The 18,712-nt window shown below is 62.0% G+C and carries 16 protein-coding genes and 1 pseudogene; 14 read left to right on the forward strand and 3 right to left on the reverse strand.

From position 1 onward, the window contains the following. A pseudogene (locus G3O01_RS35150) lies at window positions 1-217 on the forward strand (hypothetical protein); the annotation flags it as partial. A 69-nt stretch (window positions 218-286) separates the two neighbouring features. Here the strand turns inward: G3O01_RS35150 and G3O01_RS35155 are convergent. Continuing rightward, window positions 287-1,480 carry an acyltransferase gene (locus G3O01_RS35155; RefSeq protein WP_205811608.1) on the reverse strand — a complete coding sequence of 398 codons (1,194 nt, stop codon included), beginning with the start codon at window positions 1,478-1,480 and terminating at the stop codon, window positions 287-289. Window positions 1,481-1,861: 381 nt separating this feature from the next. Here G3O01_RS35155 and G3O01_RS35160 point away from each other — a divergent pair, with 381 nt between their 5' ends. From G3O01_RS35160 to G3O01_RS35210, 11 genes are all read left to right on the forward strand, one after another. Next, on the forward strand, window positions 1,862-3,253 hold the full coding sequence (locus G3O01_RS35160) for a GH1 family beta-glucosidase (RefSeq protein WP_205811609.1): 1,392 nt from the start codon (window positions 1,862-1,864) through the stop codon (window positions 3,251-3,253). Window positions 3,254-3,341: 88 nt separating this feature from the next. After that, entirely contained in the window at window positions 3,342-4,586 is a 1,245-nt protein-coding gene (locus G3O01_RS35165) for an ABC transporter substrate-binding protein (protein ID WP_205811610.1), read from the forward strand. A gap of 6 nt (window positions 4,587-4,592) precedes the next feature. Further along, window positions 4,593-5,561, forward strand: coding sequence for a sugar ABC transporter permease (locus G3O01_RS35170; protein ID WP_205811611.1), 969 nt, complete (start codon window positions 4,593-4,595; stop codon window positions 5,559-5,561). Next, window positions 5,561-6,469: a carbohydrate ABC transporter permease gene (locus tag G3O01_RS35175; RefSeq protein ID WP_205811612.1), complete on the forward strand. Its 909-nt coding sequence runs from the start codon at window positions 5,561-5,563 to the stop codon at window positions 6,467-6,469. The genes G3O01_RS35170 and G3O01_RS35175 overlap by 1 nt, the downstream gene beginning before the upstream one ends. Before the next feature lie 10 nt (window positions 6,470-6,479). Beyond that, window positions 6,480-7,583, forward strand: a complete 1,104-nt coding sequence (locus G3O01_RS35180; RefSeq protein WP_241024546.1) for an ABC transporter ATP-binding protein — start codon at window positions 6,480-6,482, stop codon at window positions 7,581-7,583. Between the two features lie 36 nt (window positions 7,584-7,619). Beyond that, window positions 7,620-8,633 (forward strand): substrate-binding domain-containing protein, encoded by a 1,014-nt coding sequence (locus G3O01_RS35185; protein WP_205811613.1) that lies wholly within the window; start codon window positions 7,620-7,622, stop codon window positions 8,631-8,633. Between the two features lie 65 nt (window positions 8,634-8,698). Next, window positions 8,699-9,079: a PaaI family thioesterase gene (locus tag G3O01_RS35190; protein WP_205811614.1), complete on the forward strand. Its 381-nt coding sequence runs from the start codon at window positions 8,699-8,701 to the stop codon at window positions 9,077-9,079. Window positions 9,080-9,977: 898 nt separating this feature from the next. Beyond that, on the forward strand, window positions 9,978-11,426 hold the full coding sequence (locus tag G3O01_RS35195; protein ID WP_205811615.1) for an NAD-dependent succinate-semialdehyde dehydrogenase: 1,449 nt from the start codon (window positions 9,978-9,980) through the stop codon (window positions 11,424-11,426). Window positions 11,427-11,819: 393 nt separating this feature from the next. After that, the gene (locus G3O01_RS35200; protein ID WP_205811616.1) at window positions 11,820-12,308 is read left to right on the forward strand and encodes a hypothetical protein; all 489 of its coding nucleotides are present in this window, start codon (window positions 11,820-11,822) and stop codon (window positions 12,306-12,308) included. A gap of 36 nt (window positions 12,309-12,344) precedes the next feature. Beyond that, complete coding sequence (locus G3O01_RS35205) at window positions 12,345-12,761, forward strand: DUF302 domain-containing protein (RefSeq protein WP_205811617.1); 417 nt, start codon at window positions 12,345-12,347, stop codon at window positions 12,759-12,761. Window positions 12,762-12,890: 129 nt separating this feature from the next. Then, the gene (locus G3O01_RS35210) at window positions 12,891-13,877 is read left to right on the forward strand and encodes a glycerophosphodiester phosphodiesterase family protein (protein ID WP_205811691.1); all 987 of its coding nucleotides are present in this window, start codon (window positions 12,891-12,893) and stop codon (window positions 13,875-13,877) included. 13 nt (window positions 13,878-13,890) lie between these two features. On the opposite strand, the gene G3O01_RS35215 is transcribed toward G3O01_RS35210, so the two are convergent. Continuing rightward, window positions 13,891-14,421: a TlpA disulfide reductase family protein gene (locus G3O01_RS35215; protein WP_205811618.1), complete on the reverse strand. Its 531-nt coding sequence runs from the start codon at window positions 14,419-14,421 to the stop codon at window positions 13,891-13,893. A 259-nt stretch (window positions 14,422-14,680) separates the two neighbouring features. Here G3O01_RS35215 and tehA point away from each other — a divergent pair, with 259 nt between their 5' ends. Next, a complete protein-coding gene (gene tehA / locus G3O01_RS35220) occupies window positions 14,681-15,661 on the forward strand; it encodes a dicarboxylate transporter/tellurite-resistance protein TehA (RefSeq protein ID WP_205811619.1) in 981 nt (326 codons plus the stop codon). A gap of 766 nt (window positions 15,662-16,427) precedes the next feature. Here tehA and G3O01_RS35225 read toward each other — a convergent pair. After that, window positions 16,428-17,345 carry a LysR family transcriptional regulator gene (locus tag G3O01_RS35225; protein ID WP_205811620.1) on the reverse strand — a complete coding sequence of 306 codons (918 nt, stop codon included), beginning with the start codon at window positions 17,343-17,345 and terminating at the stop codon, window positions 16,428-16,430. A gap of 156 nt (window positions 17,346-17,501) precedes the next feature. Between G3O01_RS35225 and G3O01_RS35230 the strand changes: the two genes are divergently transcribed. Continuing rightward, window positions 17,502-18,710: an amino acid aminotransferase gene (locus G3O01_RS35230; RefSeq protein ID WP_205811621.1), complete on the forward strand. Its 1,209-nt coding sequence runs from the start codon at window positions 17,502-17,504 to the stop codon at window positions 18,708-18,710. Window positions 18,711-18,712: the final 2 nt, after the last annotated feature.

Genomic DNA, 18,712 nt, shown 5'->3' on the forward strand with positions numbered 1-18,712 from the left:
TCCGGTACCGGCGCCCGTGGTGGTTGCGCCGCCTCCGCCGGCTGCCGTAGTGGTCGCGCCGGCTCCCGTCGTCGTGCCGCCGCCGCCCGCGCGTGTCGTAGTCGTCGCTCCGCCGCCCCCGCCGCATGTCGTGTATGTCGCGCCGAAGCCGCGCATCGCGGTGTACGTGCCGGGACACTGGATCGGCCGCGTGTGGGTTCCCGCGCACTGGGCGTGAGGCATACGCCAGAAGCAGAACGACAAACGGCGCATGACGCGCCGTTTGTGTTTTGTGGGAAGCGAACGGTCAGCCCGGTTTCATGCCCGGCCCGACCGTCACGGAGGGATCGGCAGGTGCAGGCTCTGCGATGACGCTCGCCGGTGCGAGCGTTTTGCTGCGAAAGCGCGCACGAATGCGCCGGCGCATCGGCTCTTCGAAATACCGGAACACGACGACGCTGAACAGCAGCGTGAACGCGAGCGGAATCCAGCCGTTGCTCATGCGAAAGCCCGCCAGCCACGCAACGTTCGCGATCGGCACGTGAATCAGGAAGAGCGCATAGCTCGCTTCGCCGAGGCGCACCAGCCAGCGCTGATTCAGCAGGCCGAGCACAGGCCTTTCGAGCAGTGCGAGACCGAGAATCAACGCCGCAAAGAACGGGCTTTGCACGTAGAACACAGGGTTTGAAGGCTGCCATAGCGCGAGTACGATCAGCGCGACAACAGAAGCGAGTACCAGCGCGATGCCGCGTCCGTGCATCGACACGCCGCGTGTGCGCAGGCCCTGAAACGCGAGCGCCGCACCGATCCCCAGCGTGAACTCGGCGATCCGGCACAAGGGCAGCGTACCGGCGAGAAAGTGGCTGCGCTGCAGCGGCAGGGCAAGCGCGAAGAGCACCATCATCAAACCTTGCGCGATCCAGACAGCGAGCAGCGTGAGCGCGAGCGTCGACGCGCGCATCTTCACGAAGCGCGTGAGGATCAACGGAAAGAGTGCGTAGAAAAAGGCCTCGCACGATACGCTCGACGCCGGTCCGTTCCATGGCTGATTGATCGACGCGAACGGAAACCACGCGGTCATCAGCAACAACTGGCAGACGAAGCTCACAACGATCGCGAGATTAATCGACGACTTCAGCGCATACCACTTGAGCAGCATCGCATCGTTGTGCGTGACGAGCAGCCAGGCCATCGCGATCGACGCAATCGCCAGCGCGAACAGAACATTCGGATAGATGCGCGCCACCCGTGCGACGTAGAAATTGTGCGGGCTTTGCGTCGCGAGTTCGTCGCGATAGGTGTAGGTGAGAATGAAGCCGGAGAGCACGAAGAACAGCGACACAGCCGAGCGGCCGCCATCGACGAAACTGAAGAATGCCGCGGGCGTATCGAGCAGTTCAAGCTCGCGGTAATGCGACAGAACGACGGTCAGTGCCGCAAGAAAGCGGATGCTCGTCAGCGCGGGAACGATGCCGTTGGCCTTAGTGGTCGTCGCGTGCATTCGGCCTCGTTTTTGCAATGAAGCGCCAAGGGTTTGTGCATCGACATTGGAGTCTAATGGTCCACTCACGCCTTGTTTGTGAATGCATCCTGCAGTGTCGGAAAACACAGAGACATTGGCCGACCGATCCCCGTTATTCGTTGCGCATGCGCAGCGGACGTCTGCGAGTCAGGCCAGCCGGTCGCGAAACGCCATTGCCTCGCGATGCCCGTTGCATCGCCTCCTCCGACAGGCCGGATCCGATCCAGACAAACCCTGATTGCTGCGCCAAAAGCCCCGCTGATATCGTGCGCAGGTCATGTGGAAGCGCTTCCACTCCGGCTTCCATCCGTCCGACCGATTCGTTCAAACACGCATCCAACATACAGCGAGGGAGGTTCCGTGGCCTACGATGCAGTAGCACCCGGCAGCAGTCAGCAAAGCGACCCGTTCACGCCGTCCGCCGATTCCGTGCTCTGGCGCAAGGACTTTCTGCTCGGCGCGGCAACGGCCTCGTATCAGATCGAAGGCGCCGTCAGCGAGGACGGCCGCCTGCCGTCGATCTGGGACACGTTTTCGGCGACGCCGGGCAAGGTGCTGGCGGGCGACACGGGCGCCGTGGCCTGCGATCACTATCACCGCTGGGAAGGCGATCTCGACATCCTGTCGCGCCTGAATTTCGAGGCGTACCGTCTTTCCGTCGCCTGGCCGCGCGTGATGGACGAAGCAGGGCGTCCGAACCAGAAGGGCCTCGACTTCTACAAGCGGCTGCTCGGCAGGCTCAAGGAAAAGGGCTTGCAGACCTTCGTCACGCTGTATCACTGGGACTTGCCGCAGCATCTCGAAGATCGCGGCGGCTGGCTCAACCGCGAGACGGCGTACCGCTTCGCCGATTACGCGGACCTGATGAGCCGCGAACTGTCGGGTCACGTCGATGCCTGGATGACCCTCAACGAGCCGTGGTGCTCGGCGTTCCTCGGTTACGGCAACGGCCATCATGCGCCGGGCCTCGCGAATCTGCGCTATGCGACGCAGGCGATGCATCATCTGCTGCTCGCGCATGGACTTGCTACGCAAGTGCTGCGCAGCAACGATCCGTCATCGATGAAGGGTATCGTCGCGAATGTGGGGCGTGGCACGGGTGAATCGTCGAGCGAAGCGGACCAGCGCGCGGCGCACCTGTTCGAAGTCCAGCACAACGCATGGGTTCTCGATCCGTTGCTCAAGGGCGAGTATCCGGTCGATCTGTGGGAACTCTGGCCGGGCGCCGAGCCGCTGGTGCTCGAAGGCGACCTGCAGACCATTACCGCGCCGCTCGACTTTCTCGGCATCAATTATTATTTCCGCACCAACGTGAAGAGCGATGGCGCGCATGGTTTCATCGAGGTGCCGCTGGCGGATGTCGAACGCACGCAGATGGGCTGGGAAGTCTATCCGGACGGCCTGCGCGATCTGCTGACGGGCTTTCACCAAACGTATCCGAACCTGCCGCCCATCTATATCACCGAGAACGGCATGGCGTCGGATGACAAGGTGCAGAACGGCCGCGTCGAAGACCCGCAGCGCATCGCGTTCCTGAAGCGCCATCTGGCTGCCGTCGATCAGGCCGTGAAGCAGGGCGTCGATATTCGCGGCTACTTCGTGTGGTCGCTGCTCGACAACTTCGAATGGGCGTTCGGCTACGAACGGCGTTTCGGTGTCGTGCATGTCGATTACGACACGCAGCAGCGCACCGTGAAGCACAGCGGCGAACTGATCGCGAAGTTCATCGAGGCGCGCAAGACACAGCGCTGATACTCGCGCGCAGATACGCAGTCACAGTCACAAGAAGCTGATAAGCAGTCGACCTGATAAATCGGGCATCCAGCCCGAAGGAGACGGAATGAACAGCAGAAAACAGTGGGCTTTGAAAAGCGGTATCGCACTGGCATTGGCCATCACGGGCGTCATCGCGCACGCCGAGCCGTTGAAGGCCAATGTGATTCACTGGTGGACCTCGGGTGGCGAATCGGCAGCCATCCGGCAGTTCGCCGACGCGTACAACCAGGCGGGCGGCCAGTGGGTCGACAACGCCGTGGCCGGCGCGGACCAGGCGCGTGCGACCGCGATCAACCGCATTGTCGGCGGCGATCCGCCCACGGCTGCTCAGTTCAATACGTCGAAGCAGTTTCACGACCTGATCGATCAGGGCCTGCTCAACAACGTCGATGCCGTGGCGACGAAAGAGAACTGGCCCGCCATCTTTCCGCAATCGATACTCGACAGCATCAAGGTCAACGGCCACTACTACGCGGCGCCTGTCGATATCCACATGCCCGCGTGGTTCTTCTATTCAAAGCCCGTGTTCGCCAAGGCGGGCATTTCGGGCGATCCGAAGAGCTTCGATGAATTCGTCTCCGATCTCGACAAGCTGAAGAAGGCGGGCGTGATTCCGCTCGCGTTAGGCGGCCAGCCGTGGCAGGAAAAGATCACGTTCGATGCGGTATTCGCGGATGTGGGCGGCCCCGATCTGTATCTCAAGGTGTATCGCGACCGCGACCAGAATGCAGTGAAGTCGGATGCATTCAGGAAGGTGCTCGCATCGTTCAAGAAGCTGCACGATTATGTCGATCCCGGCTCGCCCGGGCGCAACTGGAACGACGCGACGGCGCTCGTGATCTCGGGCAAGGCGGGCGTGCAGATCATGGGCGACTGGGCAAAGGGCGAGTTTTCCGCGGCGAAACAGGTGCCCGGCAAGGACTTCGGCTGCTTCCCGGGCTTCGGGCCGCGCTCGCCGTATCTGGTAGCAGGCGACGTATTCGTGTTCCCGAAGACGGACAACGCGAACGCGATCAAGGCGCAGAATCTGCTCGCGACCGTGATGACCTCGCCGCAGGCGCAGGTCGCGTTCAGCGCGAAGAAAGGCTCGATTCCGATCCGGCCCGACGTCGACGTGAATCAACTGGACATCTGCGCGAAGGAGGGCATTGCGATCATGAAGGACAAGTCGCGTCAGTTGCCGAACCCCGAAATGCTGCTGTCGCCCGATATGCAGGGCGCATTGACGGATGTCATCACGAACTTCTGGAACAAGAACCAGTCGGTCGACGATGCGCAAAAGGCCTTTGCCAGTGCACTAAAAGGCTGATCCGCGATGGGCACGCTCAAGTCGCACGCATTGCCTGAGATCACGTCTGGGTCCGACAAGTCACGGCGGCCCGTCGCGAAGACGCGCGGGCGGCCGCTGCGCAAGCGCTGGTCGCTCGCCGCGTGGATCGCGCTGATCCCGATGGTGCTGACGGTGATCTGCGCGTACCTCGGCACGATGCTGTGGACGGCGCGCGTGTCGCTCAGCAACTCGCGCACGTTTCCGTCGAACGATTTCGTCGGCTTTACGCAGTACGTGCGGCTCTTTCATAACGACCGCTGGCTCGTGTCGTTGCAGCATATTGCCATTTATGGCGTGTGCTTCATCGTCGCGTGTCTTGTGATTGGCATGCTGCTGGCCATTTTTATCGATCAGCGTGTGATGGCGGAAGGCGTGTTGCGTACGGTGTTTCTTTATCCGTATGCGATGTCGTTCGTTGCGACCGGGCTTGTGTGGCAGTGGATTCTCAATCCCGAACTCGGCGCGCAGTCTCTGCTGCACAAGATGGGCTTCACGCATGCGCGCTTCGACTGGATCGTCGATCAGGACTGGGTGATCTACACGATCGTCATCGCAACCGTCTGGCAGGCGTCGGGCCTCGTGATGGCGGTGATGCTCGCGGGTCTGCGCGGTATCGACGACGAGTTGTGGAAGGCGGCGCGCATCGACGGCATTCCGCGCTGGCGCGTGTATCTGAGCATCGTGATCCCAATGCTCGGGCCGTCGATATCGACCGCATTCGTGCTGCTGTTCGTCGCCGTGGTGAAGCTGTTCGATGCCGTTGTCGCAATGACGCAAGGCGGACCCGGCACGGCGAGCGAAGTGCCCGCGAAGTTCATCATGGACTATCTGTTCGGACGCGCGAATATCGGGCTGGCGTCTGCCGCTTCGATCGTGCTGCTCGCAACGGTGCTCGCGATTCTCGCGCCGTTCCTGTACGCGCGTAGCCGCGCCGCAGCGCGCAAGGAGGTGTGATGAGCACCACGTTCGACTCTCCGGCGCGCTCTGGGCGCGGGCGGCATGCGCGCAGGAAGCGCTTTTCACCGTCGCGTCTGGGCATCTACGGCTTTCTGATCATCGCGGCGTTGTTCTTTCTATTGCCGCTTTACGTGATGCTCGTGACGTCCGTGAAGCCGATGGACGAAATCCGCCTCGGCAATCTGCTCGCGCTGCCCGCACATTTCACACTGCAACCGTGGAGCGACGCGTGGCAGTCGGCCTGTACAGGACTCGATTGCAACGGTATTCGCGTCGGCTTCTGGAACTCAGTGCGTATCGTCGTGCCGAGTACGGTGTTCTCGATCGTGATCGGCGCGATCAACGGTTATGCGCTGTCGTTCTGGCGGCCGCGTGGGGCGGGCGTGTTCTTCGGCGTGCTGCTGCTGGGCGCGTTCATTCCGTATCAGGTGATGATCTATCCGATGGTGCGCGTGCTGGCGAGCGTGCATCTGTTCAGTTCGCTGCCGGGCATCGTGATCATTCATACGATCTTCGGCATGCCCGTGATGACGCTCTTGTTCCGCAACTACTATGCGGGTATTCCGCTGGAACTGTTCAAGGCGGCGCGCATCGACGGCGGCGGCTTCTGGCGCATCTTCTTCCAGCTGATGCTGCCGATGTCGCTGCCGATCATCGTCGTCGCGATGATCCTGCAGGTGACGAACATCTGGAACGACTACCTGCTCGGCCTCGTGTTCGCCGGCACGCGCAATCTGCCGATGACGGTGCAACTGAACAACATCATCAACACGACGACAGGCGAGAAGATATACAACGTCAACATGGCGGCGACGATCCTGACATCCGTGGTGCCGCTCGCCGTGTATTTCATTTCGGGCCGCTGGTTCGTGCGCGGCATTGCATCGGGTGCAGTGAAGGGTTGAAGAGACGATTATGGCAACCGTACCTAATGTGGCAAACGCAAACGTCGCAGTCCGCGATCTGAAAATCCAGCTTGGCGCCAACACGGTGATCGACGCGCTCGATCTCGATGTGCGTGCAGGTGAGTTCGTCGTGCTGTTGGGACCGTCGGGTTGCGGTAAATCGACGTTGCTGCACAGCATTGCTGGCTTGATCGACGTGACGGAAGGCAGCATCGAGATCGGCGGCGAGGATATGACATGGGCCGATCCGAAAGACCGGCGTATCGCGCTCGTGTTCCAGTCGTACGCGCTGTATCCGACGATGAGCGTCGAGCGCAATCTGTCGTTTGCGCTGCGCATCAACGGCACGCCGAAGGCGGAAATCGAACGGCGCGTCGCGCGCGCGTCCGACATGCTTCAACTCGGGCCGCTACTCAAGCGTAAGCCTTCGCAACTGTCGGGCGGGCAACGGCAGCGCGTGGCGATCGGCCGTGCGATCGTGCGCGAGGCGGACGTGTTTCTGTTCGACGAGCCGCTATCGAATCTCGACGCGAAGCTGCGTACTGAACTACGCCGCGAGCTCAAGCAACTGCATCAGCGTCTGGGCGCCACGATGATCTATGTGACCCACGACCAGGTCGAAGCGATGACGCTCGCCACGCGTATGGCCGTGATGAAGAGCGGTGTGATCCAGCAGTTCGGCACGCCCGCCGAAGTTTACGCGCGGCCCGCGAACCTCTTCGTCGCGACTTTTCTGGGCTCGCCAGCGATGAATCTGCTGAACGGCACACTGTATGCTGACGGAGATCGGATGCGCTTTACGGGCGCGAAGCTCGATCTCGACGTGTCGCAATACGCATTCGCTGCGCCGCCGGAGCGGGGCGCGGCGTGCGTGCTGGGCGTGCGGCCCGAGGATGTGCGTGTGCGGATCGGCGCGGACTCGAATCAGCGTGGGCAAGTGTCGCTTATTGAGCCAATGGGCAACCACCGGGTTATCTGGCTCGATTATCATGGCACACAGATAGCGTCGATCGATCAGGAGAAAACGCCCGTTGCCGTTGGCGACTCAGTGGCGTTCGCGATCGATGACGCACATATATCGCTGTTCGACGAGGCGGGCGGGGCGCGCCTCTGAACGGCAGGCGCAACAACACAAGCGGACGGAGACACCGTGGCGACCCTCAAAGATGTGGCGGAGCTGGCGGGCGTGGGGCTCTCGACAGCCTCGCGCGCCATTTCGGGCAAAGGACCTGTATCGGCGGAAGCAGCGGCGCGCGTGAAGGCCGCGATCGCCGAACTCAACTTCCGGCCGTCGTCGATCGGCCGGGCGATGGCGACGCAACAACTGGGCATCATCGGCCTGTTCGTGCCGACCTTTTTCGGCTCGTACTACGGCACGATCCTCAAGCAGACCGATCTCGAACTGCGCTCGGTGCATCGGCACGTGGTAGTCGCGACGGGTTGCGGCGAGTCGACTCCGCGCGAGCAGGCGCTCGAAGCCGTGCGCTTTCTGATCGGACGTGATTGCGATGGTGTCGTAGTGATCAGCCACGATCTGCATGATGAGGATCTCGATGAACTGCATCAGATGCATCCGAGGATGGTGTTTTTGAACCGGGCGTTCGATGCCTTGCCTGATGCGTCGTTTTGCGCGGACCATCGGCGCGGTGGAGAGATTGCAGCCGAGACCTTGCTCGCGCATGGGCATCGCAAGATTGCAGTGATTTCAGGGCCTTACACGGCTTCCGATAACGTCGAGCGGCTGGATGGTTTCTTCGATGCGCTTGCGCGTCATGGGATTACGCGCGAGTCGGTGCCGTTGATCGAGTCGGACTTTTCGCCGGAAGGCGGGTATTCGGCGACGTGCCAGTTGCTGGAATCGAAAGTGCCGTTTACGGGGCTCTTCTGTGCGAACGACACGATGGCGGTGAGTGCGCTGGCGCGGTTTCAGCAGCTTGGTATTTCGGTGCCGGGCGATATATCCGTGATTGGTTACGACGATGACTATTCGGCTGCTTATTCGGCGCCGGCGCTCACGTCGGTGCATATTCCGACGGGTGAGCTTACGCAGAATGCGGTGCGTTGGCTGATCAATCAGTGTTATGGGACCAAGTGGGAGATCTTTCGCGAGTTTCCGGTGACGGTGACGATGCGGGCGTCGGTGGGGCCGGCGAAAGAAGCTTGAAGGGGACTTGGTTGCTGGCGGCGCCGTTGGATTAGCATGAGGGTTCACTTGCGACAGGAGTTTTCATGCAGCGGCCGCCACTGGACAATCCCTTTCTCGAATCGCTCGCGGTCGAACTGACTGAATGGAAGAGTGGATACGCTGAATTTGTTATGCCGATCCGGCCGGATACGTTGAATCGTCAGCGGGTGTTGCAGGGTGGTGTGATTGCTACTTTGCTTGACGCTGCTGCGGGGTATTCCGGGCTTTATAGTGAAGGTGACCCTGTTCATGCGTTTACTTTGTCGCTGACCATCAGTTATCTCGACAAGGGGCTTGGGGAGAAGGTTATTAGTAAAGGGTTTCTCGAGCGCAAGGGACGGTCGGTGTTTTTTGCTCGCGCTGAGGCTTGGGTGGATTCCAGTTTGTTGATTGCTAGTGCGCAAGGGGTGTTCAAATACGCTTGATGTTTTTTTGTGTTGCCTGCGCGGCGCTGGGTGGTTTGCTTTTGGTTTCGCTGGCATCCGCGTTTTGTTTTGCCTGCCTCACGCGTTGCCCCTGTGCGGGGCGGCACCTACTTTTCTTTGCCGCGGCAAAGAAAAGTAGGCAAAAGAAAGCCGCTGAACAACGCCAGTTCTTGTTCCCGCCTGAGGGCCCCCAACGGGTCCTCCGCTTCACACGGCGTTCTGCCATGCAATGCCCGTTGCCAGCGCTTTGAATCGGCGCATCACCCGCTTCACACTCCCGCGTCGCCACATGCGCGATCGCATCGCCCACGTTCTATAGCGGCAAACTGTGTGTCGGCTGTCGCGGCGTATGCGCTCCACTCCGGACTGAAAAACACGATCGGTGTCGTAAGAGCGCTGAGGTGTGAAGCACTACGACCGACACACAGTTTGCCACCTGGGCGGCCGCAACCATTCGCTGCCGATGGCTGTGCTACGGGTGATTGACGCGGGTGAGGCGCTCATTCAAGGCGCTGGCAACGGGCATTGCATGGCAGAACGCCGTTTGAAGTGGAGGAACTGTTGGGGCCTTCAGGCGGAGGTCAAGAACGGGCGGTGTTAGCCCGCTTTCTTTGCTTACTTTCTTTGCGGCGGCAAAGAAAGTAAGTGCCGCCCCGCACAGGGGCGACGCGTGAAGCAGGCAAGACAAATCGCGGATGCCAGCGACAAGCCAAGCAATCCACCCCAGCGTCGCAAGACAAAACCAAACCAAAACCAAACCCAAACCCAAACCCAAACCCAAAACCAAACCAAAACGAAAACCAGGGCCTCAGCACGCTTCCCGCCAATCAGCTAATATCGACATTCCCCTCAGAATTCCAGCCCGCGCGCGCAGCGCGCAAAAAACCAGGAACACAGCATGGTCACATCGAGCAGCTACACCGACACCCGCCTGTTGATCAACAACGAATGGTGCGATGCCGCCAGCGGCAAAACCATCGACGTCGTCAATCCCGCGACAGGCAAGCCGATCGGCAAGGTCGCGCACGCGGGCAAGGCCGATCTGGACCGCGCGCTGGAAGCCGCGCAAAAGGGCTTCGAAGCATGGCGCAAGGTGCCCGCCAACGAGCGCGCCACCACCATGCGCAAGGCCGCCGGCTTCGTGCGCGAACGCGCCGACAACATCGCGCGCCTGATGACGCAGGAACAGGGCAAGCCGTTCGCGGAAGCACGCATCGAAGTGCTGTCGGCCGCCGACATCATCGAATGGTTCGCCGACGAAGGCCGTCGCGTCTACGGCCGCGTCGTCCCGTCGCGCAACCTGAACGCGCAGTCGCTCGTCATCAAGGAACCGATCGGCCCCGTCGCCGCGTTCACACCGTGGAATTTCCCGGTCAATCAGGTGGTCCGCAAGCTGAGCGCCGCGCTCGCGAGCGGCTGCTCGTTCCTGGTTAAAGCACCCGAAGAAACGCCCGCATCGCCCGCGCAACTGCTGCAGGCATTCGTCGATGCAGGCGTGCCCGCCGGTACGGTCGGCCTCGTATTCGGCGATCCCGCCGAGATCTCGAGCTACCTGATCCCGCATCCCGTCATTCGCAAGGTCACGTTCACGGGTTCGACGCCCGTCGGCAAGCAACTCGCCGCGCTCGCCGGCCAGCACATGAAGCGCGCAACGATGGAACTGGGCGGCCACGCGCCTGTGATCGTCGCGGAAGACGCGGACGTCGCGCTTGCTGTCAAGGCAGCGGGCGGCGCGAAGTTCCGTAACGCCGGCCAGGTCTGCATCTCCCCGACGCGTTTCCTCGTGCACAACAGCATCCGCGAAGAATTCGCGGCCGCGCTCGTCAAGCACGCGGAAAGCCTGAAGGTTGGCGACGGCCTCGCAGAAGGCACGCAACTCGGGCCGCTCGCCAACTCGCGCCGTCTGACGGCCATGGCCAGCATCGTCGAGAACGCGCGCGCAACGGGCGCGAACATCGCCACGGGCGGCGAGCGCATCGGCTCGGAAGGCAACTTCTTTGCGCCGACCGTGCTGACGGACGTGACGCTCGAAGCCGACGTGTTCAACAACGAGCCGTTCGGCCCGATCGCAGCGATCCGCGGCTTCGACAAGCTCGAAGACGCGATCGCCGAAGCGAACCGCCTGCCGTTCGGTCTCGCGGGCTACGCGTTCACGAAGTCGTTCCGCAATGTGCACCTGCTGTCGCAGAACCTCGAAGTCGGCATGCTGTGGATCAACCAGCCCGCCACGCCGACGCCGGAAATGCCGTTCGGCGGCGTGAAGGATTCGGGCTATGGCTCGGAAGGCGGACCGGAAGCAATGGAAGCCTACCTTGTCACGAAGGCCGTCACGGTGATGGCCGTCTAAGGTCTTCTGCGCCTCGAGTCTGAACCTCGAAAGCAGCTGAACCGCCCGCCGCAATGGCGGGCGGTTTTCTTTGTCAGCACGCCGGTTCTTCCGACGAATCGAAAGCTGTTGGTAAAACTCCCGATTGGTGACAGCGCCACGCGCTCCTAGCATGGCGATCGATGCCGCGCGTGCGTGCATCGGAATGCTCATGCCGTTGCTTCGTTTTCAAACGCGGCAAATCGCTCCCGTTCTACTACTCACCGTACTTCCGCTGCAAGCTAGGCGCATGCAGTCATCCCGACGTTGCCCGAGCCGCGCGCGTGACAAGAAAAACGACAACGCACGACACGCAGCAAGGTGCCATTGCACCTGAGCGTCGTCGGTCACGTTACGAGTCACTGGAGAGTTTCGATGATTTTTCACGCGTCCATTCCCACGCAAAATCCTGAGCGCGTCGCGCGCACGCTCGCCGAGCTATGGGGCGGTTTTGCCGCGCCGTTTTCGCCATTTGAAGGCGCCTGGATGGCCGTCGCGGGCGACGATCGCGGCACGATCATCGAGACCTATCCGAGCAACCTGACGCTCACGCCGGGCGATACGCGCGAGCCGGTCGGGAAGCTGGCAACCTCACGCGCGCAATACAGCGGCTTTCATATGGCGGTGGCGTCGCCGTTGTCGGTCGAGCAGGTGATCGCGATCGGCGAACGCGAAGGCTGGCGTGCGGTGCGCTGCACACGCGGCAACAACTTCTTCGACGTGATCGAACTGTGGATCGAAAACAGCACGCTGATCGAAGTCCTGACGCCGGAGATGCAGGCGCAGTATCTCGGCTTCGCGACGCCGGAAAATTTCCGCGCGATGGCGGAGCAAGCTTCCGCTTCTGTTGTTGCACCGCAATGACTACACTGCGGTGATGTGCCATCACCGGAGTACACGATGACTGCCGCAGCGAAATGTCCCGCATCGGTTGCGATGTTCAGGAGCGAGCACGGCTTTTCAGTCACGGTGGCGCGCTTGCGCGGCCTGCTCGCCGACAAGGGCATGACGATTTTCGTCGATATCGATCAGGCCGACGCCGCCGCGCAGGTCGGCATGACGCTGCGCCCGACGCGCCTGATCGTGTTCGGCAACCCCAAGGGCGGCACGCCTGCGATGCAGGCCAATCCGTGCGCGGCACTGCTGTTGCCGCTCAAGGCGCTCGTGTGGGAAGACGAAGCGCGCGCGACATGGCTCGCGATCGACGACATCACGAGTACGCTGGTGGACGGCTATGGACTCGAGGCGGCGCTCGTCGAACCGCTGGCGAAGGCGAAGGCATTGATCCAGATGGCGGCTGCGCGCGATCCTGCGTAAGCACTGGCGCCGACCGTTCGACGCATAAGTGTCACGAAGCCTTGCGTGCGTGAAGCACGCGGGCGCGTTCGCGTCTACCATGACGCGTCGCCGCGCACGGCGCTCACGTTCACCACACTCATGCAGCGGATGCGAATTCCAGGGTTGGCTTTTGCGTTGTCAATTTTCATCGGACTGTCGGGCTGCACGACGAGTCCGGCCGTCGCGCTGTCTCAGACGGTAAGCACGCGTGCTTTGCCCGCCCTGATCGCGCATCGCGGCGGCACGGCCGACTTTCCCGAGAACACGCTGACCGCCATCGAAGGCGCGCTCGCACATCATGCCGATGTGATCTGGCTCACCGTGCAACTGAGCCGAGACGGCGTACCCGTGCTGTATCGCCCGAAAGACCTGTCGGCGTTGACCAACGCGAGTGGTCCAGCGGCGAACCTCACGGCTGCGGAACTGGCGCGTGTCAATGCGGGCTGGCAGTTCGAGACGATGCAGGCGCCTGGCGTCAAGCCGTATCGATCGAAACCCGTCGGCATACCGACACTCGAAGACGCGCTTCGCATCATTCCGCACGACGTACCCGTCGTACTCGACATGAAGGCGCTTCCTGCCGCGCCGCAGGCGGCTGCCGTCGCGCGTGTGCTCGATGCGCTGAACGCGTGGCCGCGCGTTACGCTCTATTCGACGGAAGCCGAATACCAGACAGCATTCGCGCGCTATCCGCAGGCGCGCTTATTCGAATCGCGTGATGCGACGCGCGAGCGGCTCTTTGGCGTCGCGCTGACGGGGCAATGCGACGTGCCGCGAGCAGGAACGCGTGCGGGCTTCGAACTGGGCCGCAAGGTCGAACTGATCGAGCGCTTCACGCTCGGCGAAGGCCGTTCGACGTTCGTTGCGCGCACATGGACACCCGCATCGGTGCAATGCTTTCGACGTGCCGCCGACACCTGGCTGGTCGCCTTCGCCGTGAACGACGAGGCCGCTTATCGCGAAGCTGCGTGTCTGCACATGGATGCCGTGCTGGTCGATTCGCCGCAATCGATGTCGCGCGTGCGGGCCGCGTTGCAGGCCGCCCAGCAGACGCTCGATTGCAGCAGTGCTGACAATGGCGGCGGCACGCACTGATGCGCGTGCGTGTTTACTGTCCGCCGGGATTCGCCGCAATCGCTTTCGCCAGCAACGCTTCGAGCTTGTCGGGGCTCGCCAGCCCCGTAATCGCGCCGACCTTGCGCCCGTTGCCGTCATAGACGACGGTGAACGGCACGGCGCCACGCGTATCGCCTTCGCGCAGCATGATCGCGATGCCGCCCATGCCCGCGATATAGAGCGGGTAATTCATGCCGTAGTCGTGCGCGAACGTACGCACGGCTGCCGCCTCATCGAGCGCGACGCCGATGAACTGCGCCTTGCCGCGATACGCGTTCTGCAGCGCGATGAACTCGGGGACTTCGGTTCGGCACGGCCCGCACCACGGCGCCCAGAAGTTGACGACGAGCACCTGTCCGCGATAGCGATCGAGCGATTCGAGTTTGCCGTCGAGCGGCTGCAACTGTGTCTGATAGATGACAGCGGCTGCGGGCGTAGCGGCGAATGAGGGCGCGGCGGCGCACGAGAAGACCACAGCAATTGACGCGGCAAAGCGCGCGAGCGTCGATGAGACCAACTTCATGTCTGACGAAATCTCCATAACGGAAACGGGAGCGCCGAGGATACGAACGGCTGCGCACGCGGCCTATGCTCAGGCGGCTCATCTTCATGCCCGATCGGCTCATCGGATGATGGCGGCGGCTTCGCCGCGGGCTAATGATCCGATCGAGCATGTTGTCGAGACGGCCCGGCATTCGCGAGGAGGGGGCGTCGCCTCTAAAGTGCGTTCCATCGCGCATCGCAGTCGCAACCGTCTGCGGCGCATGGACGAGGAGAGTGACATGCAAGCGAAGACAAACGATACGGTGATGCCCGCTTCCTTCTTCGGCATTGCCGTTGGTTCACTGGCGCTCGCGAACGCGTGGCGCGTCGCGGCGCGGATCTGGGATGTGCCGCACGGCATCGTCGATACGCTGACGATTGCGGCGCTCGCCGTGTGGGTGATCGTGCTTGCCGCCTATGCGCGCAAATGGGTCGTGCAGCGCGAGCAGGCGCAGGCGGAATGGCAGCATCCGTTGCAATCGTCGTTTATCGCATTGGGGCCGACGTCGAGTTTGCTTGCGGCGCTTGCGCTGGCTAACTATTCGCATACTGCCGGGCTTGTCGTATTTGCTGTGGCTGTTGTCGTGCAGCTTGCGGTCGGGGTTCATTTGCAAGGGCGCGTCTGGCAGGGCGGGCGCAATCCGGAACTGACGACGCCGGCTATTTATCTGCCTGCGGTGGCGCCGAGTTTTGTTGCGGCGACGGCGGCTGCATCGTTTGGCTGGCAGCAGGTTGGGATGCTGTTTTTTGGCGCGGGGATGTTGTCGTGGCTCGCGATCGAATCGGTGATTTTGCATCGTGCGGCTGTGCATACGCCGTTGCCTGAGGCGCTGCGGCCTGTGCTGGGTATCCAGGTGGCGCCGCCTGTGGTTGGGGGTGTTGCATATATGAGTGTCACGCACGGCGTGCCGGATCTGTTTGCGTTTGCGCTGCTTGGGTATGGGATTTATCAGGCTTTGTTGATGTTTCGTTTGTTGCCCTGGATTCGTCGTCAGCCGTTTGCGCCTTCTTACTGGGCTTTCACTTTTGGCGCTGCCGCGTTGCCGACGCTGGCCATGCGGATTGTTGAGCGCGGGGCGACGGGGGAGGTTGAGTGGATTGCTGTTGGGCTTTTTGTTGTTGCTAATGGCGTTGTTGGGGCGATTGCCTGGAAGACGATGAGTGCATGGGTTGCGGGGCGGTTGTTGCCGAGAGTTGAGGTGGTGCCGGTGGCGCGGTGAGGTTTGGGTTTGGGTTTGGGTTTGGGTTTGTCTTGCGACGCTTCGGTTTGCTTGTGTTTTCGCTGGCATCCGCGATTTGTCGTGCCTGCTTCACGCGTTGCCCCTGTGCGGGGCGGCACCTACTTTTCTTTGCCGCGGCAAAGAAAAGTAGGCAAAAGAAAGCCGCTGAACACCGGTAGTTCTTGTTCCCGCCTGAGGGCCCCCGACGGGTCCTCTCCTTCATGCGGCGCCGCTCTTCTCGACGCCCGCTGCCAACGCTTCGAATTGGCTCATCACCCGCTTCACACTCCCGCGTCGCCACACGCGCGATCGCATCGCGCACGTTCTATAGTGGCAAACTGTGTGTAGGCTTTCGCGCCGTATGCGCTGCACTCCGGACTGAAAAGCACGATCGGTGTCGTAAGCGCGCTGACTTGTGAAGCACTACGACCTACACACAGTTTGCCACCTGGGCGGCCGTAGTCATTCGCTGCTGCTGGCAGTTGTACGGGTGTTTGAAGCGGGTGAGGCACCGGTTCGAAGCGCTGGCAACGGGCATTGAGTGGGCAGAACGCCGTGTGAAGCAGAGGACCCGTTGGGGGCCCTCAGGCGGCGGTCAAGAACGGGCGGTGTTAGCCCGCTTTCTTTGCTTACTTTCTTTGCGGCGGCAAAGAAAGTAAGTGCCGCCCCGCACAGGGGCAACGCGTGAACCAGGCAAAACATCACGCGGATGCCAGCGACAACACAAGCAAACCAAACCAAACCAAACCAGCATCACAAGACAAACCTATTGAGTCTTCCGATCCCACCCCTTAAGACTAACAGTCAAAAACTGCGCAAACCCATCCGCCGGCGGCGACAACGACCGATCGACGGGTCGATAGATACACACCTGACGAATGGTTTCAGGCTCAACAACCCGCCGCATCGCAAGCCCAAACGTCTGCGCGAGCGGCTTGACATAGAGAGGCGCGAGCGTCACAGCAAGCCCTTGCGCAGCAAGCCCAAACGCGGTAGTCACATTATCGACCACCTCAACAGGCGCGATACGCGAATCCGAAGGCTGATCGGCCAGCATCTGCGCGACGCTAGCTTCATGATCCCGACCCGTCGCAATGATCGGCGTGCCGCGCAAATCGGACCATCGCAAGCGTCGTTTGCGAGCCAGCGGATGATGCTCCGCACACCACAGCACCCACGGGCTGCTAAAAACCGCTTCGCGCTGTACGCGGTCCCCCGTCGCGCGATCGGGGCCCACAGCAAGATCGACGTCGCCGCTTGCCACGCGCTCCACCAGCTGCTCGACAACCGTATCCACCACACGCACCACGACCTTCGGCTTCTGCGCAGCATAAGCTGCAATGGCGAACGGAATAGCCGTGCTCGCAAGCACCAGCGGCGCGCCCACCCGCACGATGCCCGCCGCGCGGTTGCGGATGTCGCTCGCGGTCTGCTCCGCGGCGCGGAGGTATCGCAGCACGGATTCGGCAGAAGAGAGAAAATCACGGCCAGCCGTCGAAAGACTCACGCGCCGCGTGGTGCGATCGAACAGCCGGAAGCCAAGCTCGCGCTCCAGCTCCGCCAGCAACTGGCTCACAGCGGACGAGGTCAAGCCCAGCCGCTGCGCTGCCGCAGCAATGCCGTTCTGATCGACGATCGCGAGAAACGCCTCGAATTGGCGTATGGTGACGCGGGTAAGAGCCATCCGTCGATTCTAAAGCGAAACTTACGAATCATCCAAAATCGATTGATTGTGACTGCGCGCGCTTTTCGACACACTGTTTCGCACACGCCGGCTTTTGCCAGCATGACCTCTCGCAGCATCGAGCAACATCCAGCACATATAGATAGAGACAACATCATGTTCGAACACATTCCTGCCTATCCCGGCGACCCGATCCTGAGCCTCAACGAAGACTTCCAGCGCGACCCGCGTACCAACAAGGTCAATCTGAGCATCGGCATCTACTTCGACGAAAACGGTAAGCTGCCCATCATGTCGGCAGTGCGCGAGGCTGAGGCGGCCATCGTCGCGCAAGGTACGCCGCGCTCCTATCTGCCGATGTCGGGCCTGCCGCAATACCGCGATGCCGCACAGGCACTCGTGTTCGGCGCAGACAGCGCAGCGCGCGCGGCAGGGCGTATCGCCACCGTGCAGACTGTCGGCGGTTCGGGCGCATTGAAGGTCGGTGCCGATTTCCTGAAGCGCCACTTCGCGGGCTCGCAAGTGTGGCTGAGCGACCCGAGCTGGGAGAATCACCGTGTCGTGTTCGAAGCGGCCGGGCACACCGTCAACACGTATCCGTATTACGACGACGCAACCGGCGGTCTGCGCTTCGACGCGATGCGCGACACCATCGATGCGCTGCCCGAACGCAGCATCGTGCTGCTGCACGCGTGCTGCCACAATCCGACGGGCGTCGATCTGACGGCCGACCAATGGCGCGAACTCGTCCCCGTGCTGCAGCGTCGCAAGCTGATCGCATTCGTCGATATGGCCTATCAGGGTTTCGGCGACGGTCTCGAAGAAGATGCCGCGTGCGTGCGCTTGCTCGCCGACGCCGACGTGCCGATGATCGTCGCGAACTCCTTCTCGAAGAACTTCTCGCTGTATGGCGAACGTTGCGGTGCGCTGAGCGTCCTCTGCAAGGATGCCGCCGAAGCGCAACGCGTGCTCGGTCAACTGACCTTCACGATCCGCGCGAACTACAGCAATCCGCCGATGCACGGCGCGCGGCTCGTCGCAGGCGTACTCGGCGATGCGAAGCTGCGCGCGTCGTGGGACGACGAACTGCGCGTGATGCGCGACCGCATCCACGAGATGCGTCATGCGATCCACGAAGGTCTTGCGGGACGCGTCGATGAAGTCATGCGCGCGCGTTATATCGCACAGGTCGGCATGTTCACGTACACGGGCCTGTCCGCGGAACAGGTCGAAACGCTGCGTGTCGAGCACGGCATCTATCTGCTGCGCTCGGGCCGCATGTGCGTCGCAGGGCTGAATCGCAACAACGTCGCGTACGTGGCGTCGGCGATTGCGGCCGTGGCCGGTCCCGGCGCGCGTCAGTAAGG

This window comes from Burkholderia sp. Ac-20365, from assembly GCF_017104715.1.
Lineage (GTDB): Bacteria > Pseudomonadota > Gammaproteobacteria > Burkholderiales > Burkholderiaceae > Paraburkholderia.

Coding starts and splice junctions, on each gene's coding strand:
- G3O01_RS35155 (WP_205811608.1), bottom strand. CDS start 1,480: ATGCACGCGACGACCACTAAGGCCAACGGCATCGTTCCCGCGCTGACG.
- G3O01_RS35165 (WP_205811610.1), top strand. CDS start 3,342: ATGAACAGCAGAAAACAGTGGGCTTTGAAAAGCGGTATCGCACTGGCA.
- G3O01_RS35170 (WP_205811611.1), top strand. CDS start 4,593: ATGGGCACGCTCAAGTCGCACGCATTGCCTGAGATCACGTCTGGGTCC.
- G3O01_RS35175 (WP_205811612.1), top strand. CDS start 5,561: ATGAGCACCACGTTCGACTCTCCGGCGCGCTCTGGGCGCGGGCGGCAT.
- G3O01_RS35180 (WP_241024546.1), top strand. CDS start 6,480: ATGGCAACCGTACCTAATGTGGCAAACGCAAACGTCGCAGTCCGCGAT.
- G3O01_RS35190 (WP_205811614.1), top strand. CDS start 8,699: ATGCAGCGGCCGCCACTGGACAATCCCTTTCTCGAATCGCTCGCGGTC.
- G3O01_RS35195 (WP_205811615.1), top strand. CDS start 9,978: ATGGTCACATCGAGCAGCTACACCGACACCCGCCTGTTGATCAACAAC.
- G3O01_RS35200 (WP_205811616.1), top strand. CDS start 11,820: ATGATTTTTCACGCGTCCATTCCCACGCAAAATCCTGAGCGCGTCGCG.
- G3O01_RS35205 (WP_205811617.1), top strand. CDS start 12,345: ATGACTGCCGCAGCGAAATGTCCCGCATCGGTTGCGATGTTCAGGAGC.
- G3O01_RS35210 (WP_205811691.1), top strand. CDS start 12,891: ATGCGAATTCCAGGGTTGGCTTTTGCGTTGTCAATTTTCATCGGACTG.
- G3O01_RS35215 (WP_205811618.1), bottom strand. CDS start 14,421: ATGAAGTTGGTCTCATCGACGCTCGCGCGCTTTGCCGCGTCAATTGCT.
- tehA (WP_205811619.1), top strand. CDS start 14,681: ATGCAAGCGAAGACAAACGATACGGTGATGCCCGCTTCCTTCTTCGGC.
- G3O01_RS35225 (WP_205811620.1), bottom strand. CDS start 17,345: ATGGCTCTTACCCGCGTCACCATACGCCAATTCGAGGCGTTTCTCGCG.
- G3O01_RS35230 (WP_205811621.1), top strand. CDS start 17,502: ATGTTCGAACACATTCCTGCCTATCCCGGCGACCCGATCCTGAGCCTC.